The sequence below is a fragment of the Curtobacterium sp. PsM8 genome, from assembly GCF_030433875.1.
Lineage (GTDB): Bacteria > Actinomycetota > Actinomycetes > Actinomycetales > Microbacteriaceae > Curtobacterium.
This window is the reverse complement of the sequence record NZ_JARUXD010000010.1, coordinates 36,885-57,894: the sequence shown is the minus strand read 5'-3', so window position 1 is coordinate 57,894 and position 21,010 is coordinate 36,885. Positions and strand designations below refer to the sequence as shown.

The 21,010-nt window shown below is 72.6% G+C and carries 22 protein-coding genes; 7 read left to right on the top strand and 15 right to left on the bottom strand.

The genetic code is table 11. The features are described 5' to 3' along the window. The 3 genes from QCD68_RS03910 to QCD68_RS03900 all read left to right on the top strand — a co-directional run bounded on the left by QCD68_RS03910 (nt 1) and on the right by QCD68_RS03900 (nt 2,558). On the top strand, nt 1-978 hold the full coding sequence (locus QCD68_RS03910) for an MDR family oxidoreductase (protein ID WP_301222092.1): 978 nt from the start codon (nt 1-3) through the stop codon (nt 976-978). A gap of 87 nt (nt 979-1,065) precedes the next feature. Continuing rightward, nucleotides 1,066-1,734 (top strand): GntR family transcriptional regulator, encoded by a 669-nt coding sequence (locus tag QCD68_RS03905; protein WP_301222091.1) that lies wholly within the window; start codon nt 1,066-1,068, stop codon nt 1,732-1,734. 38 nt (nt 1,735-1,772) lie between these two features. Next, entirely contained in the window at nt 1,773-2,558 is a 786-nt protein-coding gene (locus QCD68_RS03900) for an ABC transporter ATP-binding protein (RefSeq protein ID WP_301222090.1), read from the top strand. Nucleotides 2,559-2,666: 108 nt separating this feature from the next. On the opposite strand, the gene hemL is transcribed toward QCD68_RS03900, so the two are convergent. From hemL to hemE, 11 genes are all read right to left on the bottom strand, one after another. After that, nucleotides 2,667-4,001 carry a glutamate-1-semialdehyde 2,1-aminomutase gene (gene hemL / locus QCD68_RS03895; RefSeq protein ID WP_301222089.1) on the bottom strand — a complete coding sequence of 445 codons (1,335 nt, stop codon included), beginning with the start codon at nt 3,999-4,001 and terminating at the stop codon, nt 2,667-2,669. Beyond that, complete coding sequence (hemB, locus tag QCD68_RS03890) at nt 3,998-5,053, bottom strand: porphobilinogen synthase (protein ID WP_301222088.1); 1,056 nt, start codon at nt 5,051-5,053, stop codon at nt 3,998-4,000. The genes hemL and hemB overlap by 4 nt, the downstream gene beginning before the upstream one ends. Next, nucleotides 5,050-5,787, bottom strand: coding sequence for a uroporphyrinogen-III synthase (locus tag QCD68_RS03885; RefSeq protein ID WP_301222087.1), 738 nt, complete (start codon nt 5,785-5,787; stop codon nt 5,050-5,052). The genes hemB and QCD68_RS03885 overlap by 4 nt, the downstream gene beginning before the upstream one ends. A 91-nt stretch (nt 5,788-5,878) precedes the next feature. Then, nucleotides 5,879-6,925 (bottom strand): hydroxymethylbilane synthase, encoded by a 1,047-nt coding sequence (gene hemC / locus QCD68_RS03880; protein ID WP_253466017.1) that lies wholly within the window; start codon nt 6,923-6,925, stop codon nt 5,879-5,881. A 29-nt stretch (nt 6,926-6,954) separates the two neighbouring features. Continuing rightward, nucleotides 6,955-8,190, bottom strand: a complete 1,236-nt coding sequence (locus QCD68_RS03875; protein ID WP_181439292.1) for a ferrochelatase — start codon at nt 8,188-8,190, stop codon at nt 6,955-6,957. Then, nucleotides 8,187-8,957, bottom strand: coding sequence for a hydrogen peroxide-dependent heme synthase (hemQ, locus tag QCD68_RS03870; RefSeq protein WP_301222086.1), 771 nt, complete (start codon nt 8,955-8,957; stop codon nt 8,187-8,189). The genes QCD68_RS03875 and hemQ overlap by 4 nt, the downstream gene beginning before the upstream one ends. A 141-nt stretch (nt 8,958-9,098) precedes the next feature. Then, nucleotides 9,099-9,338: a DUF3618 domain-containing protein gene (locus QCD68_RS03865; protein ID WP_253466011.1), complete on the bottom strand. Its 240-nt coding sequence runs from the start codon at nt 9,336-9,338 to the stop codon at nt 9,099-9,101. A gap of 50 nt (nt 9,339-9,388) precedes the next feature. Further along, entirely contained in the window at nt 9,389-9,847 is a 459-nt protein-coding gene (locus tag QCD68_RS03860; RefSeq protein WP_111075385.1) for a phage holin family protein, read from the bottom strand. Then, entirely contained in the window at nt 9,844-10,110 is a 267-nt protein-coding gene (locus QCD68_RS03855; RefSeq protein WP_111075384.1) for a hypothetical protein, read from the bottom strand. The genes QCD68_RS03860 and QCD68_RS03855 overlap by 4 nt, the downstream gene beginning before the upstream one ends. Nucleotides 10,111-10,227: 117 nt before the next feature. Continuing rightward, a complete protein-coding gene (locus QCD68_RS03850) occupies nt 10,228-11,580 on the bottom strand; it encodes a protoporphyrinogen/coproporphyrinogen oxidase (RefSeq protein WP_301222085.1) in 1,353 nt (450 codons plus the stop codon). Beyond that, on the bottom strand, nt 11,577-12,716 hold the full coding sequence (gene hemE / locus QCD68_RS03845; RefSeq protein WP_301222084.1) for a uroporphyrinogen decarboxylase: 1,140 nt from the start codon (nt 12,714-12,716) through the stop codon (nt 11,577-11,579). Before hemE ends, QCD68_RS03850 begins: the two co-directional genes overlap by 4 nt. A 74-nt stretch (nt 12,717-12,790) precedes the next feature. On the opposite strand from hemE, the gene QCD68_RS03840 reads away from it, so the two are divergent. Together QCD68_RS03840 and QCD68_RS03835 are read left to right on the top strand one after the other, a co-directional pair. Beyond that, nucleotides 12,791-14,086 (top strand): glutamyl-tRNA reductase, encoded by a 1,296-nt coding sequence (locus tag QCD68_RS03840; protein WP_221849085.1) that lies wholly within the window; start codon nt 12,791-12,793, stop codon nt 14,084-14,086. A gap of 29 nt (nt 14,087-14,115) precedes the next feature. Beyond that, nucleotides 14,116-14,529 carry an NUDIX hydrolase gene (locus QCD68_RS03835; protein WP_301222083.1) on the top strand — a complete coding sequence of 138 codons (414 nt, stop codon included), beginning with the start codon at nt 14,116-14,118 and terminating at the stop codon, nt 14,527-14,529. Between the two features lie 65 nt (nt 14,530-14,594). On the opposite strand, the gene QCD68_RS03830 is transcribed toward QCD68_RS03835, so the two are convergent. Continuing rightward, a complete protein-coding gene (locus QCD68_RS03830; protein ID WP_253465996.1) occupies nt 14,595-14,870 on the bottom strand; it encodes a hypothetical protein in 276 nt (91 codons plus the stop codon). A 480-nt stretch (nt 14,871-15,350) separates the two neighbouring features. Between QCD68_RS03830 and QCD68_RS03825 the strand changes: the two genes are divergently transcribed. Further along, nucleotides 15,351-15,779, top strand: coding sequence for a DUF4232 domain-containing protein (locus QCD68_RS03825; protein WP_301222082.1), 429 nt, complete (start codon nt 15,351-15,353; stop codon nt 15,777-15,779). 95 nt (nt 15,780-15,874) lie between these two features. Next, on the top strand, nt 15,875-16,378 hold the full coding sequence (locus QCD68_RS03820; protein WP_301222081.1) for a hypothetical protein: 504 nt from the start codon (nt 15,875-15,877) through the stop codon (nt 16,376-16,378). Between the two features lie 86 nt (nt 16,379-16,464). On the opposite strand, the gene QCD68_RS03815 is transcribed toward QCD68_RS03820, so the two are convergent. The 3 genes from QCD68_RS03815 to QCD68_RS03805 are packed head-to-tail and all read right to left on the bottom strand — an operon-like array spanning nt 16,465 to nt 20,938. Further along, entirely contained in the window at nt 16,465-17,448 is a 984-nt protein-coding gene (locus tag QCD68_RS03815; protein ID WP_301222080.1) for a serine hydrolase, read from the bottom strand. Further along, nucleotides 17,448-19,412: a M13 family metallopeptidase gene (locus QCD68_RS03810; protein ID WP_221849089.1), complete on the bottom strand. Its 1,965-nt coding sequence runs from the start codon at nt 19,410-19,412 to the stop codon at nt 17,448-17,450. Before QCD68_RS03810 ends, QCD68_RS03815 begins: the two co-directional genes overlap by 1 nt. A 47-nt stretch (nt 19,413-19,459) precedes the next feature. Beyond that, nucleotides 19,460-20,938: a hypothetical protein gene (locus QCD68_RS03805; protein WP_301222079.1), complete on the bottom strand. Its 1,479-nt coding sequence runs from the start codon at nt 20,936-20,938 to the stop codon at nt 19,460-19,462. Nucleotides 20,939-21,010 lie beyond the last annotated feature (72 nt).

Sequence of the window (21,010 nt, the reverse complement as noted above, 5' to 3'; positions counted from 1 at the left end):
ATGACCCGCGCCGTCCTCGTGTCCCGTTCCGCCGCCCCCGTCGTCACCGACGTCGACCTGCCCGCTCCCGGCGCCCGGGAGGCCCTGGTCACCGTCACGAGGTCGAGCGTCAACTACAAGGACGGCCTGGCCGTCGCCGGCGACCCCGGCGTGGTGCGGGCCGATCCGCTCGTGCCTGGCATCGACGTGGTGGGCACCGTCGTCGCGGTCGGCTCGGACGTGCAGGACGTGGCCGTCGGCGAGCGCGTGGTCCTCACCGGCGCGGGCGCGGGCGAGACGCGACACGGCGGCTGGGCGGAGCAGTGCGTGGTCCCGGTGGACTCGCTCGTCGCGCTGCCGGACGGCATCGACGACGACCTGGCGGCAGCGATCGGCACGGCCGGCTTCACGGCGATGCTCAGCGTCCTGGCGCTCGAGCGGGTGGTCGCGCCTGAGGACGGACCGGTCCTGGTGACCGGGTCCTCGGGCGGCGTCGGCACGGTGGCGATCGCCCTGCTCGCGGCTCGTGGGTACCGGGTGACGGCGTCGACCGGTCGGCCGGAGAACGGCGACTCGCTCCGGGCCCTCGGCGCGACGGACGTCGTCGACCGTGCGCAGTTCGCCGACCCCGGAAAGCCGATGCAGCGGGCGGTCTGGGCGGGTGCGGTGGACAGCGTCGGCGGTGCGACCCTGGCGAACGTCCTCGCGGCGACGCGGTACGGCGGGGCGGTCACGGCGTGCGGGCTGGCGCAGGACACCGCGCTGCCGACGACGGTGCTGCCGTTCATCCTGCGCGGGGTGTCGCTGCTCGGCATCGACTCGGTCGCGGCGCCGCTCGACCTGCGGCAGCGGGCGTGGGCGCGGCTGGGGACGGACCTCGACCCGGCGCTGCTCCGGGCGGTGTCGCGGACCGTCGGGCTGGCCGAGGCGATCGAGGTCGGCGCTGCCGTGGTCGCCGGACGGGTGCACGGGCGGACGGTGGTCGACGTGCGGCGGTGATCCGCGCCTCCCGCCAGTGATTTTGCAACCGTTTGCGCAATGTCACGTTAGGATTTGAATACCGAACACCTTCTGAAGGAGACCCGGATGCCGGTACCCAAGTCGACCGTCGAGAACTCGCCGCGCAAGCTCCTCCGGGACGTCGTCCTCGAGAAGATGCTCGCGGCCATCCAGGACGGGACCCTCCAGGCCGGCGAACGTCTCAACGACGACGAGCTCGTCGCCTGGCTGGGTGTGAGTCGCACCCCGATCCGCGAGGCGATCGCGAAGCTCGTCGACTACGGCCTGGTCGAGATGGAGGCGAACCGGTACACCCGCGTCGCCTCCCCGACCCGCGAAGCCTACGACGACGCCTTCCAGATGCTCTTCGGCTTCGGTGAACTCGCCGCGCGCTGGTCCTTCCCCCGCTTCGAGGACGACGACGTGAAGGCGTTCGGCGCCATCCTCGACGACATGCGCGCCCACGCGAAGGCCGAGGACCGCGCCCTCAACGACGACATCGACCGCGCGATCGCGTTCATGGTGCAGAAGTCCGGCAACGAACTGCTGCTCAAGACGAGCGAATCGCTGCTGAACCGGGCGAAGTTCGTCCGGATCGGCGAGCCCGAGTTCGTCTTCTGGGACGTCGAACAGGCCCTCGACGGCTTCCGCGCCGCCGCGAAGGGTCGCGACGGGGAGGCCGGCGGAGCACTCGTCCGCGGACTCGGTCGCGCGATGGCCGAGCACCTCGCCACCGCCCGGGCCGCGAAGGCCTGACCGCCGTCGGGTCCACCGGGATGCGCGAGGATGACGGGATGACCGACGCCCTCCTCCGCACCTCCGGACTCCGCATCACCCGCGGCGGCCGCGACCTGCTGCACGACGTCGAGCTGACCGTCCGGGCCGGCGAGCACTGGGCACTGCTCGGCCCGAACGGCGCGGGCAAGTCCACGCTGCTGGCCGTCCTGGGCGCGACCGGGCACCCCTCCTCGGGCACCGTCGAGTTGCTCGGGCACCGCCTGGGGCGGGTCGACGTCCGGCAGCTCCGCGAACACATCGGCCACGTCGACCCACGGCACCGGATGCTCTCACCGCTCACCGTCCTGGAGACCGTGCTCACCGGGCTGACCGGCACGACCGACCTCATGGTGCGGTGGGAGCCGACCGCCGAGCAGGTCGCCCGTGCCGAGCAGCACGTCGCCGACGTCGGACTGTCCGCCCGCCGGGACGCCCGCTGGCCGGTGCTGTCGCAGGGTGAACGGGGTCGGGCACTGATCGCGCGGGCGCTGATTGCCGAGCCGCGGCTGCTGCTGCTCGACGAACCGGCGACCGGGCTCGACGTCGCCGCCCGGGAACACCTGCTCGAGACCGTCGACGCGCTGCGGGTGCGGCAGCCGGAGCTCGGCAGCGTGATGGTCACCCACCACCTCGAAGACCTGCCGGCGTCCACCTCGCACGCGATGCTGCTGCGTGACGGGGCCGTCGTGGCGCAGGGGCGCGCGGACGAGGTCATCAGCTCGGCGCGGGTGTCGGCGGCGTTCGACTTCCCGCTGGCGGTCGAGCGCAGCGGTGGGCGCTGGCACGCACGCCGAGCGGACTAGCCGCCCCGCGCCTCCCGTCCGCCCGTCCGTCTCGCGAAACGCAACGTCGGCGCCGTTCCGCAGCGACATTGCGCTGCGTGACGACGCCGACGTTGCGTGTTGCGGGGGTCAGGCGGCGGCAGCGGCCTTCGCGGCGGCGGGCAGGGCGTCGAGGATCTGCGACACCGCACGCTCGTCGTGCGCCGCGGTGAGGAACCACGCCTCGAACACACTCGGCGGCAGCGTGATGCCGGAGTCGAGCATGCTGTGGAAGAACGGCGCGTACCGGAAGACGTCCTGCGCCCGGACGTCGTCGTAGTTCCGCGGCGGGGTGTCCGTGAACGCGAACGAGAACAGGTTGCCGGCGTGCTGCACGGTGTGTGCGACGCCCTCGGCCGACAGGGCCTCGCTCGTCGCCCGCGACACCACGTCGGCGGTGCGGTCGAGGTGCGCGTAGACGTCCGCCGTGGCGGCACGGAGCGTGGCGATGCCGGCGGCGACCGCCAGCGGGTTCCCGGACAGCGTGCCCGCCTGGTACACCGGGCCGAGCGGGGCGAGGAAGTCCATCACCTCGCGGCGACCACCGAGTGCCGCGAGGGGCATACCGCCACCGATGACCTTGCCGTAGGTGACCAGGTCGGGCTTCCACCCGGCGCCGTCGGGGACGGTGTTCGACGCCTCGAGGCCCCACCAGCCGGCGGGTCCGACGCGGAAGCCGGTGAGGACCTCGTCGACGATGAGCAGCGCACCGTTCGAGCTGGTGATCTGCGACAGCGCCCGGTTGAAGCCGCGGTCGGGGGCCAGGACGCCCATGTTCGCGGCGGCGGCCTCGACGATCACGGCGGCGATGCGCCCGGAGTGCTCGTCGAACGCGCGGCGGACGGCGTCCAGGTCGTTGTACGGCAGCACCAGGGTCTGCGCGGCGGTCTCGGCGGTGATGCCCGCACTGCCGGGCAGGGCGAGCGTCGCGACACCCGAGCCGGCCTCGGCCAGCAGCGAGTCCGAGTGGCCGTGGTAGTGCCCGGCGAACTTCACGAGCAGGTCGCGGCCGGTGTACCCGCGGGCCAGGCGGATCGCGGTCATCGTCGCCTCGGTGCCGGTGGACACCATGCGGAGCTTCTCGATCGGACCGTCGCCGTCGACCTGCACCCGCTGCTTCACGAGCTCGGCCAGCTCGGTCTCGCCCGGGGTGGAGGCGCCGAACGACAGCCCGCGGGCCGCCGCCTGCTGCACGGCCTCCACGGAGCCGGGGTGGGCGTGCCCGAGGATCGCCGGACCCCAGGACGCGACGAGGTCGACGTACTCGCGACCCTCGGCGTCGGTGACGTAGGCCCCCTTCGCGTTGACGAGGAACCGTGGGGTGCCGCCGACGGAGCCGTAGGCACGGACCGGGGAGTTCACGCCGCCCGGGATGCTGTTCTTCGCGCGGCCGAACAGCTGGTCGTTGGTCGTCGTCGGGGTCATTCGGGTGCCTTCCCGGTCGTGGCGATGCCGGCGACGTCCGCGGTGCTGCCGGAGGCGCGCAGACCCGCTTCGTCGTTCAGCTTGCGGGCGATGTCGACCGCGAAGTAGGTGAGGATCGCATCGGCGCCGGCGCGCTTGATGCCGATGAGGGCCTCCATCGCCGCGGCGTCCCGGTCGATCCAGCCGTTCTGGGCGGCTGCGGTGATCATCGCGTACTCGCCGGAGATCTGGTACGCCCAGACCGGCACCGGCGACGAGTCAGCGGTGCGGGCGAGGACGTCGAGGTAGCTCATGGCGGGCTTCACCATGACGATGTCGGCGCCCTCCTCGATGTCCTGCTCGACCTCGCGCAGCCCCTCTCGCCCGTTGCCGGAGTCGAGCTGGTACGTGCGGCGGTCACCCTGCAGGGTCGAGGCCACGGCCTCCCGGAACGGCCCGTAGAAGGCGGAGGCGTACTTCGCGGCGTAGGCGAGCAGCGCCGTGCCGGAGTGGCCGGAGCCGTCGAGGGCGTCGCGGGCGGCGGCGATCTGGCCGTCCATCATCCCGCTCAGGCACACCAGTTCGGCACCGGCCTCGGCCTGTGCGACCGCCATGTCCCGGTACCGCAGGAGCGTGGCGTCGTTGTCGACCGAACCGTCGCTCGCGAGCACCCCGCAGTGGCCGTGGTCGGTGAACTCGTCGAGGCACAGGTCGGACTGCACGACCAGCGCGTCCCCGACCTCTTCCTTCGCCACCCGGATCGCGACGTTGAGGATGCCGTCCGGGTCGGTCGCGCCGGACCCGACGGCGTCCTTGTGCTCGGGCACCCCGAACAGGTTCACGCCGCCGATCCCGACCGACGCGGCCTCGTTGAGCGCGCGGCGGAACGAGTCGAGGGAGTGCTGCTGGACCCCGGGCATGCTCGTGATGTCGATGGCGTCGGTGGCGCCTTCGCGGATGAACATCGGCAGCACGAGCTCGGCGGGGTGGAGCCGGGTCTCGGCGACGAGTCGACGCATCGCGGGGGTGGCCCGGAGACGTCGGGGGCGGACCTGGGGGAAGCGTCCAGTCACGAGTGACCTTCCTGTTCGGGGTGTGGGGTGAGGGTCTCGACGACGGCGTCGAGCAGGGCTTCGGCGGACCGCTCGGCCGCGACGACGTGCACGGGCAGTCCGGCATCGCGGGTCTCGGTGGCGGTGCCCGGGCCGATGCAGGCGATCCGGGTCCGCGGGTCCAGTGGGGTGAGGCGGCGGGCGACTTCGCGGGCGACGCTGCCGCTCGTCACGAGGACGACGTCCGGCGCCGGGTCGAGGGTGATCGGCCCGTCGCCGGTGCCCACGGTACGGTACGCGACCACGTCGACCACCAGGATGTCCCGCTCCCGCAGGCCGTCGACCAGGGTCGGCGCGGCGAGGTCGGAGCGCGGGTGCACGACCAGGGAGTCGGTGTCCGGCAGGGCGGCCACGAGTCCCGCTGCCGAGGCGTCGTCCGGAACCAGGTCGACGGGCCAGCCGGCCGCGCGGGCAGCGCGTGCGGTCGCGGTGCCGACGGCGGCGACGCGGACGCCGGACGGGAGGCCCGCCATGCGTCCCACGAGCACGCGCACGGTGGTCGCACTGGTCACCACGAGCCAGGGGCCCGTACCGGCGGCTGCTGCCGCGCGGAGCTGCGCGATCGCCGCGTCGAGCGGGCCGGTATCCGCAGGCGGCTCGTCCGTGATGAGCGGCACCACCACGGGCTCGAGCCCCCGCGCCCGAGCGGACTCGGCGACCCGGGCACCCCAGCCACCGCCACGCGGCACCAGCACGACAGCGCGGCCAGTGGCAGCGGTGTCCGTGGCAGCGGTGTCCGAGGCAGCGGTGTCCGTGGGGCTCCGGGTGTCGTCCGTGGTGCCCGCCCTACTCGGCCGGGCTCGCCAGCCCGGGGCCGGCGGTGTGCCCGGTGTCCGGTTCGTCCGTGCCGGGGCCGCTGGTCGCGGGCAGGTCGGCGAGTTCGGCGGCACCGTTCTCGAGGAGTTCGTCGGCGACCCGGCCGGCGACCGACAGGGCTTCGTCGAGCCGGTCCTGCGCGGAGCCGTCGAGCATCGCCGCGTGCGAGGCCGTGCGGTACTCGGACCCGTCCGGGCTGTACACGGTCGCTGACACCAGGAGCATCTCGGCGTCGACGACGGCCGTCGCCCCGATCGGCGCGGAACAACCGGCCTCGAGCTTCGCCAGGACCTCGCGCTCGGCGGTCACCGTGAGGCGGGTCGGGGCGTGCTCGATCTTCCGCAGGGCGGCGAGCAGGTTCCGGTCGTCCTCGTCCGCGCGGATCTCGACGGCCAGGGCACCCTGTCCGGGAGCACTCGGCCAGAAGCCCAGGTCGAGCAGCTCGGTCGCGGCGTCGAGCCGACCGATGCGGCCGAGCCCGGCGGCCGCGAGCACGATGGCGTCGAGGTCGTCCTCGACCCGTGCGAGCCGGGTGTCGATGTTGCCGCGGATGTCCACGACATCCAGGTCGGGCCGATCGGCACGGAGCTGCGCGGCCCGGCGGGGCGAACCCGTCCCGACCGTCGCGCCCTCGGGCAGGGTCTCGACCGTCGCACCGTTCCGGGCCACCAGGACGTCACGGGCGTCGGCACGCTTCGGCACGGCCCCGATGGTCAGGCCCGGGTACGGCGCGGTCGGCAGGTCCTTGAGGGAGTGCACGAGGACGTCGACCTCGTGCGCCACGAGGGCTTCACGGAGGGCCGACGCGAAGACACCGGTACCGCCGAGGGACGCCAGGGAGGCACGGTTCGTGTCGCCCTCGCTGGTCACGGTGACGAGTTCCACCGGCCGACCGGACGCCTTGGCGAGCCGGTCGGCGATGTCCTGGGACTGGGCGACCGCGAGCCGGCTGGCACGGGTGCCGAGCCGGATCGCGGGCCTGTCACCCGGGGTCTTCGGTGTTGCGGGGTCCTGCACTGCTGGGTCCTTCGATGTGGAGCCGTCGGTCACGGAGCGACGCCGGCGGCGGCGGGCTTGAACCCCGCTCGCACGTTCTCGCAGCAGCCCGGGCGGCACACGTCGTACCAGGGGCCGATGTCGGTCATGTGCGGACGCTCGGCCTTCGGGGTGCCGTTGACCCGCTCGAGCACGAGGTCGACGAGTCCGGAGACGTACGCGGGGTCGATGCCGGGGGTCTGCGTGCGGAGCGACCAGTAGCCGAGCTCGCCGGCGGTCTCGGTGGCTTCCTCGTCGAGGTCCCACATGACCTCCATGTGGTCGCTCACGAAGCCGAGCGGCACGATGAGGACGGCGCGGGTCGGGCCGCCCTTGAGGTCCTCGTTCATGTAGTCGTTGATGTCCGGCTCGAGCCACGGCTGCGTCGGGGGGCCGGAGCGCGACTGGTAGACGAGCTTCCAGGCGGGCTTCGACGTGCCCTGCAGGTGGGCGTGCTCGGGCTGCTCGAGGAGCTCTGCCCACGCCTGGTCGAGGACGACCTCGCCGACGGCCAGGTGCTGGGCCTCGTACGCGCCGTGCTCGTCGAACCCGCGGAAGTCGGGGCCGGACCGGGCGGCGTCGGTCGAGGGGATCGAGTGCGTGGAGAACAGCACCTGCAGCTCGGTCGCGACGTCGAGGCCGTCGTTCTCGGCGATCGCCCGGGCCATGCCGTCGCGGACACCGTCGATGAACGGCCGGACGAAGCCGGGGTGGTCGAAGAACTGCCGGATCTTGTCGATCTGGATGGTGTCGATCAGGCCGGTCTCGTTCAGCACGCGGGCGTAGTCCTCGCGGTACTGACGGCAGCTGGAGAACGACGAGTACGCGCTCGTGGCGATCGCGACGAGCTTGGTGTAGCCCTTGTCGGCCGCCTCGGTGAACGCCTCTTCGAGGTAGGGCTCCCAGTTGCGGTTGCCCCAGAGGACGGGCATGTCGATGCCACGGGACGCGAGCTCGGTCTCGAGCGCGGCCTTGAGCGCACGGTTCTGCGCGTTGATCGGGCTGACGCCGCCGAAGTGCCGGTAGTGGTGCGCGACCTCTTCGAGACGCTCGTCCGGGATCCCGCGGCCGCGGGTGACGTTGCGGAGGAACGGGATGACGTCGTCCTGGCCCTCCGGTCCGCCGAAGCCGGCGAGCAGGATCGCGTCGTACGCGGTCGGCTCCTCGACGTGCTCCGGGCCGGACGCCGCCGCGGGGGTGGCGGCGAGGACGGTCTGTCCGTTCGTGATCATGCTGGTGTCGGTCATGACAGCACCTCCGGGAGTTCGGCGGTCGTCACGCGACGACCCGTGTAGAAGGGCACTTCTTCGCGGACGTGCATGCGGGCCTCGGTGTAGCGGAGGTCGCGCATCAGGTCGACGAGGTCGACCAGGTCGGGGCTCTCGAGCGGCAGGATCCACTCGTAGTCGCCGAGGGCGAAGGCGGCGATGGTGTTGGTGAGCACGCGCCGGTACTTGGCACCGGCGACACCGTGGTCGCGGAGCATCTTCGACCGCTCGTCCTCGGGCAGCAGGTACCACTCGTAGGACCGGACGAACGGGTAGACCGTGATCCAGGCCTCGGGGTCCTTGCCACGCAGGAACGCCGGCGTGTGCCGCTTGTTGAACTCGGCTTCGCGGTGCATGGCCATCGCGTGCCAGACCGGTTCGGCCTCCTGGAACAGCGCCGTGCGCCGGATGTCCCGCAGCACCGCCTGGATCGCCTGCGCGTCGTCGCCGTGCAGCCAGATCATGACGTCGGCGTCGGCGCGGAAGCCGGAGACGTCGTAGAAGCCACGGATGGTGACACCGCGCTCGGCACCGGCCGCGACGACCGCGTCGAGTTCGGCGACCGAGTCGTCACCGCCACGGGCGACCGCGCCGACCGGACGGCGGAACACCGCCCAGAGCGCGTAGGCGGTGAGCAGGTTCGGGTCGATCCCGGAAGCGGGATCCGTCTCGTGCGCTGCGTCGGTGTGTGCCGCGGCGCTGTGCGCGGCGGCGGTTCCTGCTGGTGTGGGCACGTCAGTGCTCATGGATCGGTCGTCCTCCACGGTGGCCGCGAGCACGATCGCCAGCGGCACGGTTGCCAGGGGTGTGGGTCGCCCGTCCCCGTCGCCGAGCGGGCGTCCGGGGCTGCGTTCCACAGTGGCTCGCGGTGGCTCGCCGCCTGTGGTTCACCGTCGTCGGAGCGCCGCTACGACGATACCCCCGACCACTGCCACTCCCGCTGCGAGCCCGGCCAGGTACGGCACCGGGTTCTCGTCCATGCCACGCTTCACCTTCGACGCCGCGATGCCGAGCTGCTTCGGGACGTTGAGCTTGTCCTCGATCGCGTCGAGGGTGTCGAAGAGCTGGGCGCGGGTGGCGGCGACGCGGTCGGCGATGTCGCCGTGCTCGTCCTTGGGGTCGGTCACTGGTCCTCCGGTGGGGTCGTGGGGATGACGGGGGTCAGAGGACGACGGGGTCAGAACCGGCCGTCGACGTCGGGCTTGCGGGAGCCGCGCTGCGTCTCGGGGGTCGGCTTCTTGCCGAGGCCCTTGACGGCGTTGACGTCGTTCTTGACGCTGGCGATCGTGCGCTTCGGCGTGATCGGCAGGCCCTTCTTCAGGCGCTTCCAGCCGACGAGACCCAGGATCCCCGCGACGATGAGCATCAGCACGCCGAGCAGCAGCGCCGCCAGCCATGCCGGCATCACGGTGGCGAGGCCCATCACCGCTGCGGTGAGGAGCACGCCGATCGCGTACAGCACGACGACGAGGGCGGCGACGAGGATGCCCGCGGCGATGCCGAAGACCTTCGCCTTGCCGATCATCTCGGCCTTGAGGAGCGAGATCTCGCCCTTCACCAGGTCCTTGACGAGGTCGGGCAGGTCCTTGACGAGGCCGAACAGCGACCGCGACTTCCGGTCGCGTGTGTCGGTCATGAGATCTGCGAGCCCTTGTTGGACGACGCCTTCGAGCTCACCTTGCGGACGACCTTCTTGGTCTGCTCACCGATGAAGTCGGCGACGTCGGGCGTGCGGTCCTGCACGAAGCCCTCGACGTCGTGCACGCTCTTCTGCACGCCGTTGCTGTTCCAGACCTTGCCGCTGACGGACTTGATCTGCTCGTACCGCGCCCGTCCGGCTCGCGATCCCAGGACGTACCCGAGTGCTGCGCCGGCGACGAACAGGAGCTTTCCACGCATGAGCGTTTCCTCCGTTGGGTCAGTGTGCTTGGTGATGCACCGTTGCGGGGTCATGCACCGATCGGCATGTGTCCGACGGTTCCCCCAACAGTAGCCCTCGGCGGGTCGGCGGTCCGCTCAGGAATCCAGGATGCGCTCAGCCGCGGTGCGGGCGCCGGTCACGATGCCGGAGAGGCCCCGGCCCGACGACGCCTCGCCGATGCCGACGACGCCCTCGGCCAGTCCGGCCGCCTCGGCGTCCGGTCCGTGCCAGAGCACGCGTGCGGCGCCGACCACGTGCTCCGGTCCGACGCGGAGGCCGAGCAGGGCGGACGCGTCGGTGGTGGCGCGCGTGCTCACCGGTCCGGTGGGGTCGACCGGGAGGCTCGTGCCGACCGGGTCCGCACCCGTCGCGTCGGCAGCGCCGGTCGCCTGGCCCGCACCTGCCGGGGGCAGGGCGTAGCTGAGACGGAGGACGTGCCTCCCGGCCGCACGCTCGGCCAGCCACGGCCACTTGACGGTCGCGTGCGTCAGCGCCTTCGCGGCGACGCCCGCGGCTGCCGGGTGGACGAGCATGCCGGTCCCGCGGGGGGCGTCGTCCAGTTCCGGCCGGTCGACCACCAGCGTGAGCAGCTCGATGCCGGACCGCCGGGGCGCCGCCGTCCGGGCCGGGTCGGCGACCGCGGCGAGGACGTGGTCCGCGGCCAGTCGTTCGGTCCGGCCGTCGGCGGAGGTGGCCTCGACCGCGGCCCGTTCGACGCGCGTCGCCCGGGTGTGCAGCCGGACGTCGACGCGGTACGTGTCGAGGTCGGCGACGAGTTCGTCGACCAGGCGGGCGATGCCGCCACGCAGGCCCTGCACGGCGGAACCCGCGACGGCACGCTTCCGGAGCGCGAGCACCGCACGGGCGAGCGAGCCCTCGCGCTGCAGTGCCGCACGCAGCCCGGGGGCCACCCGGTCCGGGTCCAGGTCGTCGGGGTGGGTGGAGTGCACGCCGGCGACGATCGGCACGACCAGGTCGTCGAGGACCTTCGCGCCCATCCGCCGCCGGACCAGCGTGCCGAGGGACGTCGCACGGGCACCGACCGGCGAGGGCAGCAGCGCGTCCATCTGGGCACGCAGCGCCGCCGGGCCGCCGACGACGGCGATGACGTCCGCGGCCATCGGGGTGCCCGGGATCCCGAGCAGTCCGGTCGAGGGGATCGGAGCGGTCCGGCCGTCGCGGGTCATCAGCCAGGCTCCGCGAGGGTCCGGCGAGACGATGTCGTTGCCCAGTCCGAGTTCGATCGCCAGCGAGGACACGGCGTCCGTCCGGGTGGCGAACGAGTCCGCGGCCATGTCGAGGTCGAGCCCGGCGACAGTGTGTCGGCGGATCATGCCGCCGAGCTCGCCGGAGGCCTCGAGCAGCACGACGTGTGCGCCGCCCTTCGCCAGGTCCCGCGCGGCGACGAGCCCGGCGACCCCGCCACCGACCACGACGACGTCGGTCATGCCGCGGCGCTCCGGGCCTGGTCCGTCCCGTCGGTGTCGCCGGTGCCGTCGGTGCCGTCGCCGAGCGAGTGCACGAGTTCGACGACGCGGGTCAGCACGTCCGGGTCGGTCTCCGGCGGCACCCCGTGGCCGAGGTTCACCACGTGCGCCCGGGCCACCCCACCGCGGCGGACGACCGCGCGGACGTGGGCCTCGAGGACCTCCCACGGTGCCGCGAGCATCGCCGGGTCGATGTTGCCCTGCACGGTGACGCCCGTGCCGACGCGCCGCACGGCCTCGTCGAGCGGCAGGCGCCAGTCCACGCCGACCGCGTCGACCGCCTCGGCGTGGCCGCCGACGGTCGCCATGTCGGCCAGGACCTCACCGCTGCCGACACCGAAGTGGATGCGCGGGACGCCGAGGTCGGCGACGTGGGACAGCGCGGTCGCCGAGTGCGGTGCGACCCGCTCGACGTAGTCCGCCCGCGACAGGGAACCGACCCACGAGTCGAAGAGCTGCGCGGCCGAGGCGCCGGCGAGCACCTGGGCCCGGAGGAACGCCCCCGACACGTCAGCGGCCCAGTCCAGCAGGCGCGACCAGGTCTCCGGGTCGGCGTGCATCATCGTGCGGGCGCGGATGTGGTCCTTCGACGGGCCGCCCTCGACCAGGTAGGCAGCGAGGGTGAAGGGGGCGCCGGCGAAGCCGATGAGCGGGGTGCTGCCCAGCTCGGCGACCGTGCGGGCGACGGCCTCGGAGATCGGTGCCAGGGCCTCCGGCTCGAGGCGACCGAGGGCGTCGACGTCGGAGGCGGTCCGGACCGGGGAACCGAGGACGGGGCCGCGACCGGGGACGATCTCGACGTCCACACCCGCGAGCTTGATCGGCACGACGATGTCGCTGAAGAAGATGCCGGCGTCGACCCCGTGCCGGCGCACCGGCTGCAGGGTGATCTCCGACGCCAGGGCCGGGTCGAGGCACGCGTCGAGCATGGCCGTGCCGACCCGGAGGTCGCGGTACTCGGGCAGCGAACGGCCCGCCTGGCGCATGAACCAGACCGGCAGCGTCTCCGGGCGGTCGCCCCGGAGGGCCCGGACGAGCCGCGAGCCCGCGGTGCGGCCGTCGGCGAGCGGATGGGTGGTCGGGAGCGCGTCGGTCACCCGGTGATTCTCCCACCGCGAACAGGGCGGATCTCCGATCTGGCACTCGGGACGGCGGGGTTACGATTGAAGACGTGCTCATCTGTCTCACGGCGTCGCATCGCAACGCCAGCTTCGACCTCCTGGAGCGTCTGAGCATCGGAGCACCCGCGGCGGCCAGCCACCTCGTCACGGACTCGGACGTCCTGGACGGCGCCGTGGTCCTCGCCACGTGCAACCGGTTCGAGGCCTACCTCGACATCGCCGGTGACGACGAGGCCGCCGTCCGCGCCACGGTCGAGGCCGTGTCGGCAGCGAGTGAGCTGCAGGCGGACGAGGTCCTCGACTCCGTACAGGTCCTGGGCGGCGGCGACGTCGTGCAGCACCTCTTCGCCGTGTCGAGCGGGCTCGAGTCCGTGGTCGTCGGCGAGACCGAGATCTCCGGCCAGGTCCGACGGGCCCTCGAGGACGCCCGCCGCAACGGCACCACCACCTCGGAGCTCGAACGCCTCTTCCAAGAGGCAGCGCACACTTCACGCGGGGTCAAGACCCGCACCCGCATCGGTGCCGCCGGCCGGTCGCTCGTCCGTCTCGGACTCGAGCTCGCCTCGTCGCGGATCACCGACTGGGCCGCCACCCGCGTGCTCCTCGTCGGCACCGGCAGCTACGCCGCGACCACCATCGCCGCCCTCCGTGACCGCGGTGCCGAGCACATCCAGGTCTTCTCGCCCTCCGGCCGCGCCCCCTGGTTCGCCGCCAAGCACGACCTCGTCGCCGCCACCGACCTGCGCACCGCGATCGGAACGAGCGACGTCGTCATCACCTGCACCTCGAGCGAGGTCCCGGTGGTCGAGGCGTGCGACCTCGACGACGGTGCCCGACGGATCGTCATCGACCTCGGGCTCCCCCGCAACGTACACCCCGACGCCGCCGACGTCGAGGGCGTCGAGCTGCTCGACCTCGAGACGATCAGCATCCACGCGCCCATCGCCGAGCTGAACGCCGAGACCGAGGCCCGCGCCATCGTCGACGACGCCGTCTCCCGGTTCCGTGCCCAGGCCCTCGAGCAGTCGACCACCCCGGCGCTCGTCGCCCTGCGCAAGCACGTCTTCGGCATCCTGGATGACGAGATCGACCGTGTGAAGCGTCGCGGCGACACCACCCCCGAGTCCGCGGAGCAGACCGAACGGGCGCTCCGGCACCTGGTCGGCGTGCTGCTGCACCGCCCCTCCGTGCGGGCCCGGGAACTCGGCCGCGCCGGTCGCGGCGACGACTTCACCGGGGCGCTGGACGCCCTCTTCGGGGTGCGCCCGGAGCCGGTCGCGGACGTGCCCTCGGCGGTCGTGCCGCTGGCCTCGCGCGTGCGCGACGACGAGGCGGACGCGAGCTGACCGGCTCGGGTGGGGCGGGCCTCCCGGCCGTGCCCGTCCTGGACGTCAGCGCGCTCCTACTGGTCCGCGACCGCCGCGTCCTGATGGTGCGCGCCCGCGGGCGCGACGTCCTGTACCTGCCCGGAGGCAAGGTCGAACCCGGCGAGTCCGCCGTCGACGCCGCCGTCCGCGAGGCGTACGAGGAGACCGGCCTGCGGCTCACCGCCGACGACGTCGACGAGTTCGCCGTCGTCACCGAACCGGCCCACGGGCAGGCACCCGGAACGATCGTCGCGATGACGCTCTTCCTGGCACGGCCGGGAGGCACACTGGACACCGCCACGCCCGTCGCCTCCGCAGAGGTGGACGAGGTGGAGTGGGTCACCTCCGCTGATGCCGGACGCTGCCCGCCGGCCGGGGTCGAGACCCTCCGCCTGCTGACGCAGGCGGGGCTCGTCGACTGACCGACCGGCGGGGTGGCCGAGTGACCGGCCGTTACTGGGTTATCGAGTGACCGGGTGAACCGCCGCTACTGGTCGCGGTCGGTGTAGTGCCCGGTCTCCTCCGGTCCGGCCGGCTGCGGCTCGCCGGGGATGTCCGACTCGACGTACTCGCCCGACTCGCCGTCGGGCTCCGGACGGGCCTCGCCGGGGATGTCGCTCGACACGAACTCGCCAGCCGGCTCGTCGTCGGTGACGCGGTGCTCGCCGGGGATGTCGCTGTCCACGAACTGGCCGGCGCGTGCGTCCACTCCGTCCGCCCGCTCGTCGTCGCCGCGTGCTGCTTCGTGCTTGCCTGCTGCCATCGGTCTGTGCCTTCCGTGTCCGCACGTCGTCGTCGACGTGCACGATGCCGATCCTGCCCGAACTCGCTGGAGGGTGGTGCGTCAATGGGAGGACGTGCGAGACAGTTCCACGATGGAAGTGGTTGTGTGGCGCCCATGGGACAGAGCAGTCGAGTCATCACCAGGAAGGTGACCGGATCGCGCCCGCTGCGCGCACTGGTCGGGACGGTGGGTCTGGCGGGGGCGGTCGTCCTCGCGCTGACCGGGTGCACGGGCGGGTCGGGTGGCGGTGGGGGTGCGTCCTCGGCGGTGTCGACCACGGCGCCGTCGTCGTCGGCACCCTCGTCCTCGGCACCCTCGTCGTCGGCGCCGCCGGTGTCGACTGCGCCGTCGTCTCCGGTGGCGTCGTCTCCGGCCGCGTCGGGGGGTGCAGGTTCGACCGGCGTTGCCGCGGCCGGTCCGGCGGACGGTGGCACGGCCTCCGGAGCGGGGACCTGCGCGGTGTCGACGCTGGCTGGGTCGATCGTCGACGGCGGTGGCGGTGGGGCCGGCAGCGTGTACCTGAACCTGGCGCTGCGGAACACCGGCAGCGCCTCGTGCACGCTGCAGGGCTGGCCGGGGGTGTCCTTCGTGGGCGACGGGAACGGCACGCAGATCGGGGCGTCGGCGACGCTCGACCGCAGCGGTGCACACCCGACCGTCACCCTGGCCGCCGGGCAGACGGCGTACGCGCCGCTCCGCATCGTGCAGGCCGGGAACCTCGAGCCGGGGAACTGCACGACGCAGCAGCCCGACGGGTTCCGCGTCTACCCGCCCGGGTCGAAGCAGTCGTTGTTCGTCGCGTCGACGGCGTACACGGCGTGCCGACAGCAGTCCGCGGAGTTGCTGTCCGTGCGGGCGTTCGTGCCGGAGGGGCAGCAGCAGCGGTAGCGCTGGCGGTGGGCTGGGCGCGGTCCGGGGGTTGCGCGCGGTCTGCGGGGTCGGTTGCGGTCCGGGGGCCGGTCGCGGTCCGCCATCATGGGGCGGTGAGCAGCCACCGCATCGTGACCGGGCCCGAGGACCTCGAGGGCGGGTGGTTCGTCATCGACGACGAGGTCGAACACCTGGAGGACGTCGACTGGCAGCGCCCGCGCCGCGGACGGCCGGCCGTGCCGGACGACGAACGCACGGTGCTCCGGGCGGGTGCGCACACCTTCACCGTCGGGGACACCGTGCAACTCGCCGAGGGCACGGTCCTGGACACCGGGTTCCGCGACGCCGTCCGTCGGTACTGGCGGACCAGCATCGTGACCGTCGTCTCGACGCTCGCCTTCCTGCTCCTGCACCTCGTGCACGTCGGCTGGCTCGACGACGGTGGAGCGGTGGGCCGACGCATCGTGCTCGCCGCGGCGACGGTCCCGATCGTTCTCGTCGTGCTGGCGCTCTGGTCCGTGCTGACCCGCTCACCACACGGGAAGGTCACCCGCGCGATGGCCGGGTGGCGGATGCGTGGGGACTACGACCGGCAGCGCGGGGACGCGGCGTCCTGAACGCTGCTGCGCCGGAGGTACAGCGGTCGGCGGGTCTGCGTCGGGCGCGTCTGCGTCGGGCGGGTCTGCGTTGAGCGCTTCGGCGCTCAGCGCTCGGCGGGGGCGTGCACGACCTCGAGCACCTCGGTACCCATCGTGCGCAGTGCCTCGACCACCGCCAGTCGACGCTGCAGCGAGTCGTCCTCGAACCGCACGGTCACGGCGTAACAGACCGACGACGCCGGGCCACGGAGCACGCCCGCCTCGGCCCGGATCCCCGGCCCGGACCCGGTCACCGCGACGGACTGGAGGCCGTGGTCGAGTGCCCGGTGCGCCAGCGGATCGAGTCCGAACGACCCGGCGACGAGCGACAGGTCCGCCGCCAGCGACAGCCACCCGAGGACCCGGTTCGACACCGTCTGGTCCACGACCTCGCCGAGCGCCAGCCCCCGGAACAGCCAACTGAGCTCCCCCGAGGCAGCGACCGACACGTCCGGGGCGTCGTCCGGACCGCGGCGGTCCCGCACCCGGTCGATCAGGGCGGACCGTTCGACACCCAGCGACTCGGCACGGGCACGCACCGCGTCGATCCCGACCGTCGTGAGCAGGGCGTTCGTCGCCCAGGCGTCCGCGGTCGCACCGACCAGCGTGGCGAGGTCCGACACCTGCATGGTCGGTTCCTGCAGGAACTGCCACAGGCCTGCCCCGGTCGCGGTGTCCCGGGCCATGCGCTGCAGACGGTCGCCGTGCAGCCGACCGTCCTCGAGCTGTGCCGCGACCTCGATGAGGAGCAGCACGCGTCCGAGCCCGGAGACCGGTTGCACGAGCCGGTCGTCGATCGCCAGCAGGGCGCGACCGGTCGAGGTGTCGATGATCGAGGCGCTGACCCCGGCACCGTCCTGCGCGATGGTGCCGAGCGCCTCCGTCGTGGCGGTGAAGCGCTCGTCCGCCCCACCGCGGTGCTTGCCACGGCTCCGACCGCCACCGCCGGCTCGACCACCGCCGACGGGACCGTTCCCCGCTGAGCCGTCGTCAGCGGGGCGTCCGGGGCGGCGCCGGCGCGACGAGTGCGGCGCGTCCGGCTCCGTCATCACCAGATGGCGACGCGCTCGGCCGGGGCCAGGTACATCGCGTCACGGTCCGAGACGTCGAAGGTGTCGTAGTAGACGTCGATGTTGCGGACGATCTGGTTGCAGCGGAACTCGTTCGGCGAGTGCGGGTCGATGCTCAGCAGCCGTGCGGCCTCTTCCGGACGGATCGCCATCCGCCAGGCCTGCGCCCAGCTGAGGAAGAAGCGCTCGGCACCGGTCAGGCCGTCGATCACCGGCGGCTCCGCGCCGTCGAGGGAGATCAGGTAGGCCTTCCACGCGATCGACAGCCCACCGAGGTCGCCGATGTTCTCGCCGATGGTGAGGGCACCGTTCACGTGGCCGTCCGGCACCTCGGTCGGCACCAGGGCGTCGTACTGGGCGATGAGGGCCTTCGTGCGCTCCTCGAACGCCTGCCGGTCGGCCTCGGTCCACCAGTTCTGCAAGCGACCGTCGCCGTCGTACTGCGAGCCCTGGTCGTCGAAGCCGTGCCCGATCTCGTGGCCGATGACCGCCCCGATGGCGCCGTAGTTGGCGGCGGCGTCGCGGCTGGCCTCGAAGAACGGGAACTGCAGGATCGCGGCCGGGAAGACGATCTCGTTGAAGCCCGGGTTGTAGTACGCGTTGATCGTCTGCGGGGTCATGAACCACTCGTCGCGGTCGATCGGCTTGCCGATCTTGCCCAGCTCGCGGTCGACCTGGAACGACGCGATCGCCCGGACGTTGCCGAGCAGGTCGTCGGCGGTGACCGGCAGGGCGCTGTAGTCGCGCCACTTCACCGGGTAGCCGATCTTCGGCGTGAACTTCTCGAGCTTGTCGAGCGCGCGGGCCCGGGTCTCGTCGGTCATCCACTCGAGGCCCGTGATGCTCTGGCGGTAGGCCTCGACCAGGTTGGCGACGAGGTCGTCCATCGTCGCCTTCGAGGTCTCGTCGAAGTGCTCCTCGACGTAGATGCGACCGACCGCTTCGCCCATCGCGCCCTCGACCAGCGAGACACCGCGCTTCCAGCGGTCACGCTGCTTCGGTGCACCCGTGAGCGCGGTGCCGTAGAACGAGAAGCTCGTCGCCGAGAACGCACTGGTCAGGTAGGGCGCCGACGCGCGGATGACCTGCCAGCACAGCCAGTCCTTCCAGACCGGCAGGGGCTGCTCGCGGAACAACTGCGCCAGACCGGTGAGGAACGACGGCTGGCGGACCACGACGGTGTCGAACGCTCCGGCAGGCGCGTCGATGGCCTGCCACCAGAGCCGCAGGTCGACGCCCTCGGCGAGCGCCGAGACCTCGTCCCACGGCAGCTTGTTGTAGGTCTTCTGGCTGTCGCGGGTGGCGACGTTGTCCCAGTGCGCCGACGCGATGGCGGTCTCCAGGGCGATGACGTGCTCGGTGCGGTCGCCGCTCTCGTCGTAACCGGCCAGCGGGAACATCGAGCCGACGAACTCGCGGTACTTCTCGCGGATGTCGGCGAAGCGCTCTTCGCGGTAGTAGGACTCGTCGGGCAGACCCAGGCCGGACTGCTCGAGGAACACGACGTAGGCGTCCGGGTCGCCCGGGTCGTTGTCGACGAAGAGCTGGATGAAGCTCGGCAGACCGAGTCGTTCGAAGCGGCCGACCATGCGCAGGACGTCGTCCTTGTCCTCGATCGCGGCGATGTCGGCGAGGAGCGGTTCGATCGGCGCGGACCCGAGTGCCTCGAGCGCGGTCTCGTCGGTGAACGACGTGAAGAGATCGCCGACCTTGCGCTGTTCGGTGCCCGGCGCGGCGCTCTGTGCGCGCTCGATGATCGTGCGCACGGCGGCTTCGGCTTCCTCGGCCAGGACCGTGAACGAGCCGTAGCGGGCCTTGTCGTCCGGGATCGGCGTCTCGTCGATCCACCTGCCGTTGACGTGCCGGTAGAGGTCGTCCTGCGGCCGCACCGACTCGTCGAGTTCGTCGGTACGGATTCCGGTGGTGCCTGCGACGTCGGTCATGCTCACCACGATAGCCACCGGGGCACCGTCCGCCACCCGGTCGGCGCTCATCGGTGTCGGGCTGCGCGTCGGCGGAGCACCCCGGCACACGGCAGCGCGAGCACGCCGAGGAGGACGAGCGCGCCGGCGGTGACCGTCGGGCGGACGAGTTCGGCGCCCGTGTACGCGAGTCGACCGGCGGCAGTGCTGTGGACGTCGGCGTGCAACCGGCCAGCGGTGGGCCGGCCGACACCCGGGCCGGTGACCACACCACCCCCGGCGCCCGTGCCGACACCCGGCCCGCTGCCGGCCCCGGAACCGGCCCCGGATCCCGGGCGCTCGGGCAGCGCGGGCAGGACCAGGCGGAGGGCACCCTGTTCGACGCCCCCGACCCGCTGGCGTGCGATGACGCTGCCCGCCGGGAGCTCCGCTCGGGGCACGACGAGTTCCCACGCCCGCCCGATGTCGGTCCGGATCGGCGCTCCGGCGGTGTCGGTGATCGCGGTCCCGGACTGGTCCTCGAGCGTCACCGTCCCGCCGGGCTCACCGGTGCCGTGCAGCCGCACCCGACCGTCCGGCAGTTCCTCGACGCCGCCGCTGAGGGCGATCGGGATGGTCACCCGGGTCTCGGTGCGGCCGAGTTCGTCGTCGCCGTCCGCGGTGACGACGGTGATCCGGTCGAAGCGGACGTCGTCCGGGATCGGCAAGGAGGCCTGCCACCCGGTGTCGCGGCCGGGCTCGACGACGAGGGGTGAGCCGTCCCCGTCCGTCACCGGGCCGGCGGTGTCGGCGAAGGTGAGGGTGGTACCGACCGGGGCGCGGCCGGCCAGCGTGATGCGCCCGGTCTCGCGTGAGACCGAGGTGGTCTCGACGACCGCGGCACCGGACACCTGGTAGACGTCGTCGATGCCGCCGTTCTGGGTCCCGTCGAAGTACTGCGCCACCTCGATGTGGTGCGCGCCGAAGGCCAGGTCACGGAGGACGACCTGCCAGGAGCCGTCCTCCCCAGCATCGGTCTCGGCCAGGACGGTGCCGGACTCCCGGACCACGAGGTGCGCGTGCGGGTACGCGAAGCCCTCGAGCGCGATCGACCGGTCGATGCCGTCGACGGTCGCCAGCATGTCGGGCGGCAACAGGATGAGCAGGTCGACCGGGACCTCGAGGACCTGCCCGGACACCGCCGAGGTGACCCGGATGACGTGCTCGCCACGGCGGACCCGGACCTGCGCCTCCCAGTGCCCGTCGGCGTCACCCTCGGTCCAGACCGGGTCGACGACGTCACCGCCCACCTCGACGCTGGTGCCGCGGTCCACCGTCCCCCGGAGCGTGACGATGCCCGGGCCGTGCGCGATCGAGTGCACGGCCGCCGTGAAGTCGGTGGTGATGCCGACGGCGCCCTCGTGGTGCTGGACCTCGGACGACCCCCCAGCGCGCTTCCCCGCTGCGGCCGCGGGCTCCGCGGCGAGCGCCGGCAGCGCGGCGAGCGTGCCGAGGGCGAGGGCCGCGGCGACGGCGGTCGGTGCCAGGACAGGGTGGTTCAGACGCATGGTGCTCCTCGTGACGTTCCACACACCATATCTTCAACATCAGCCGTGCTGCGGTGTTGTCCACAGGAGTCC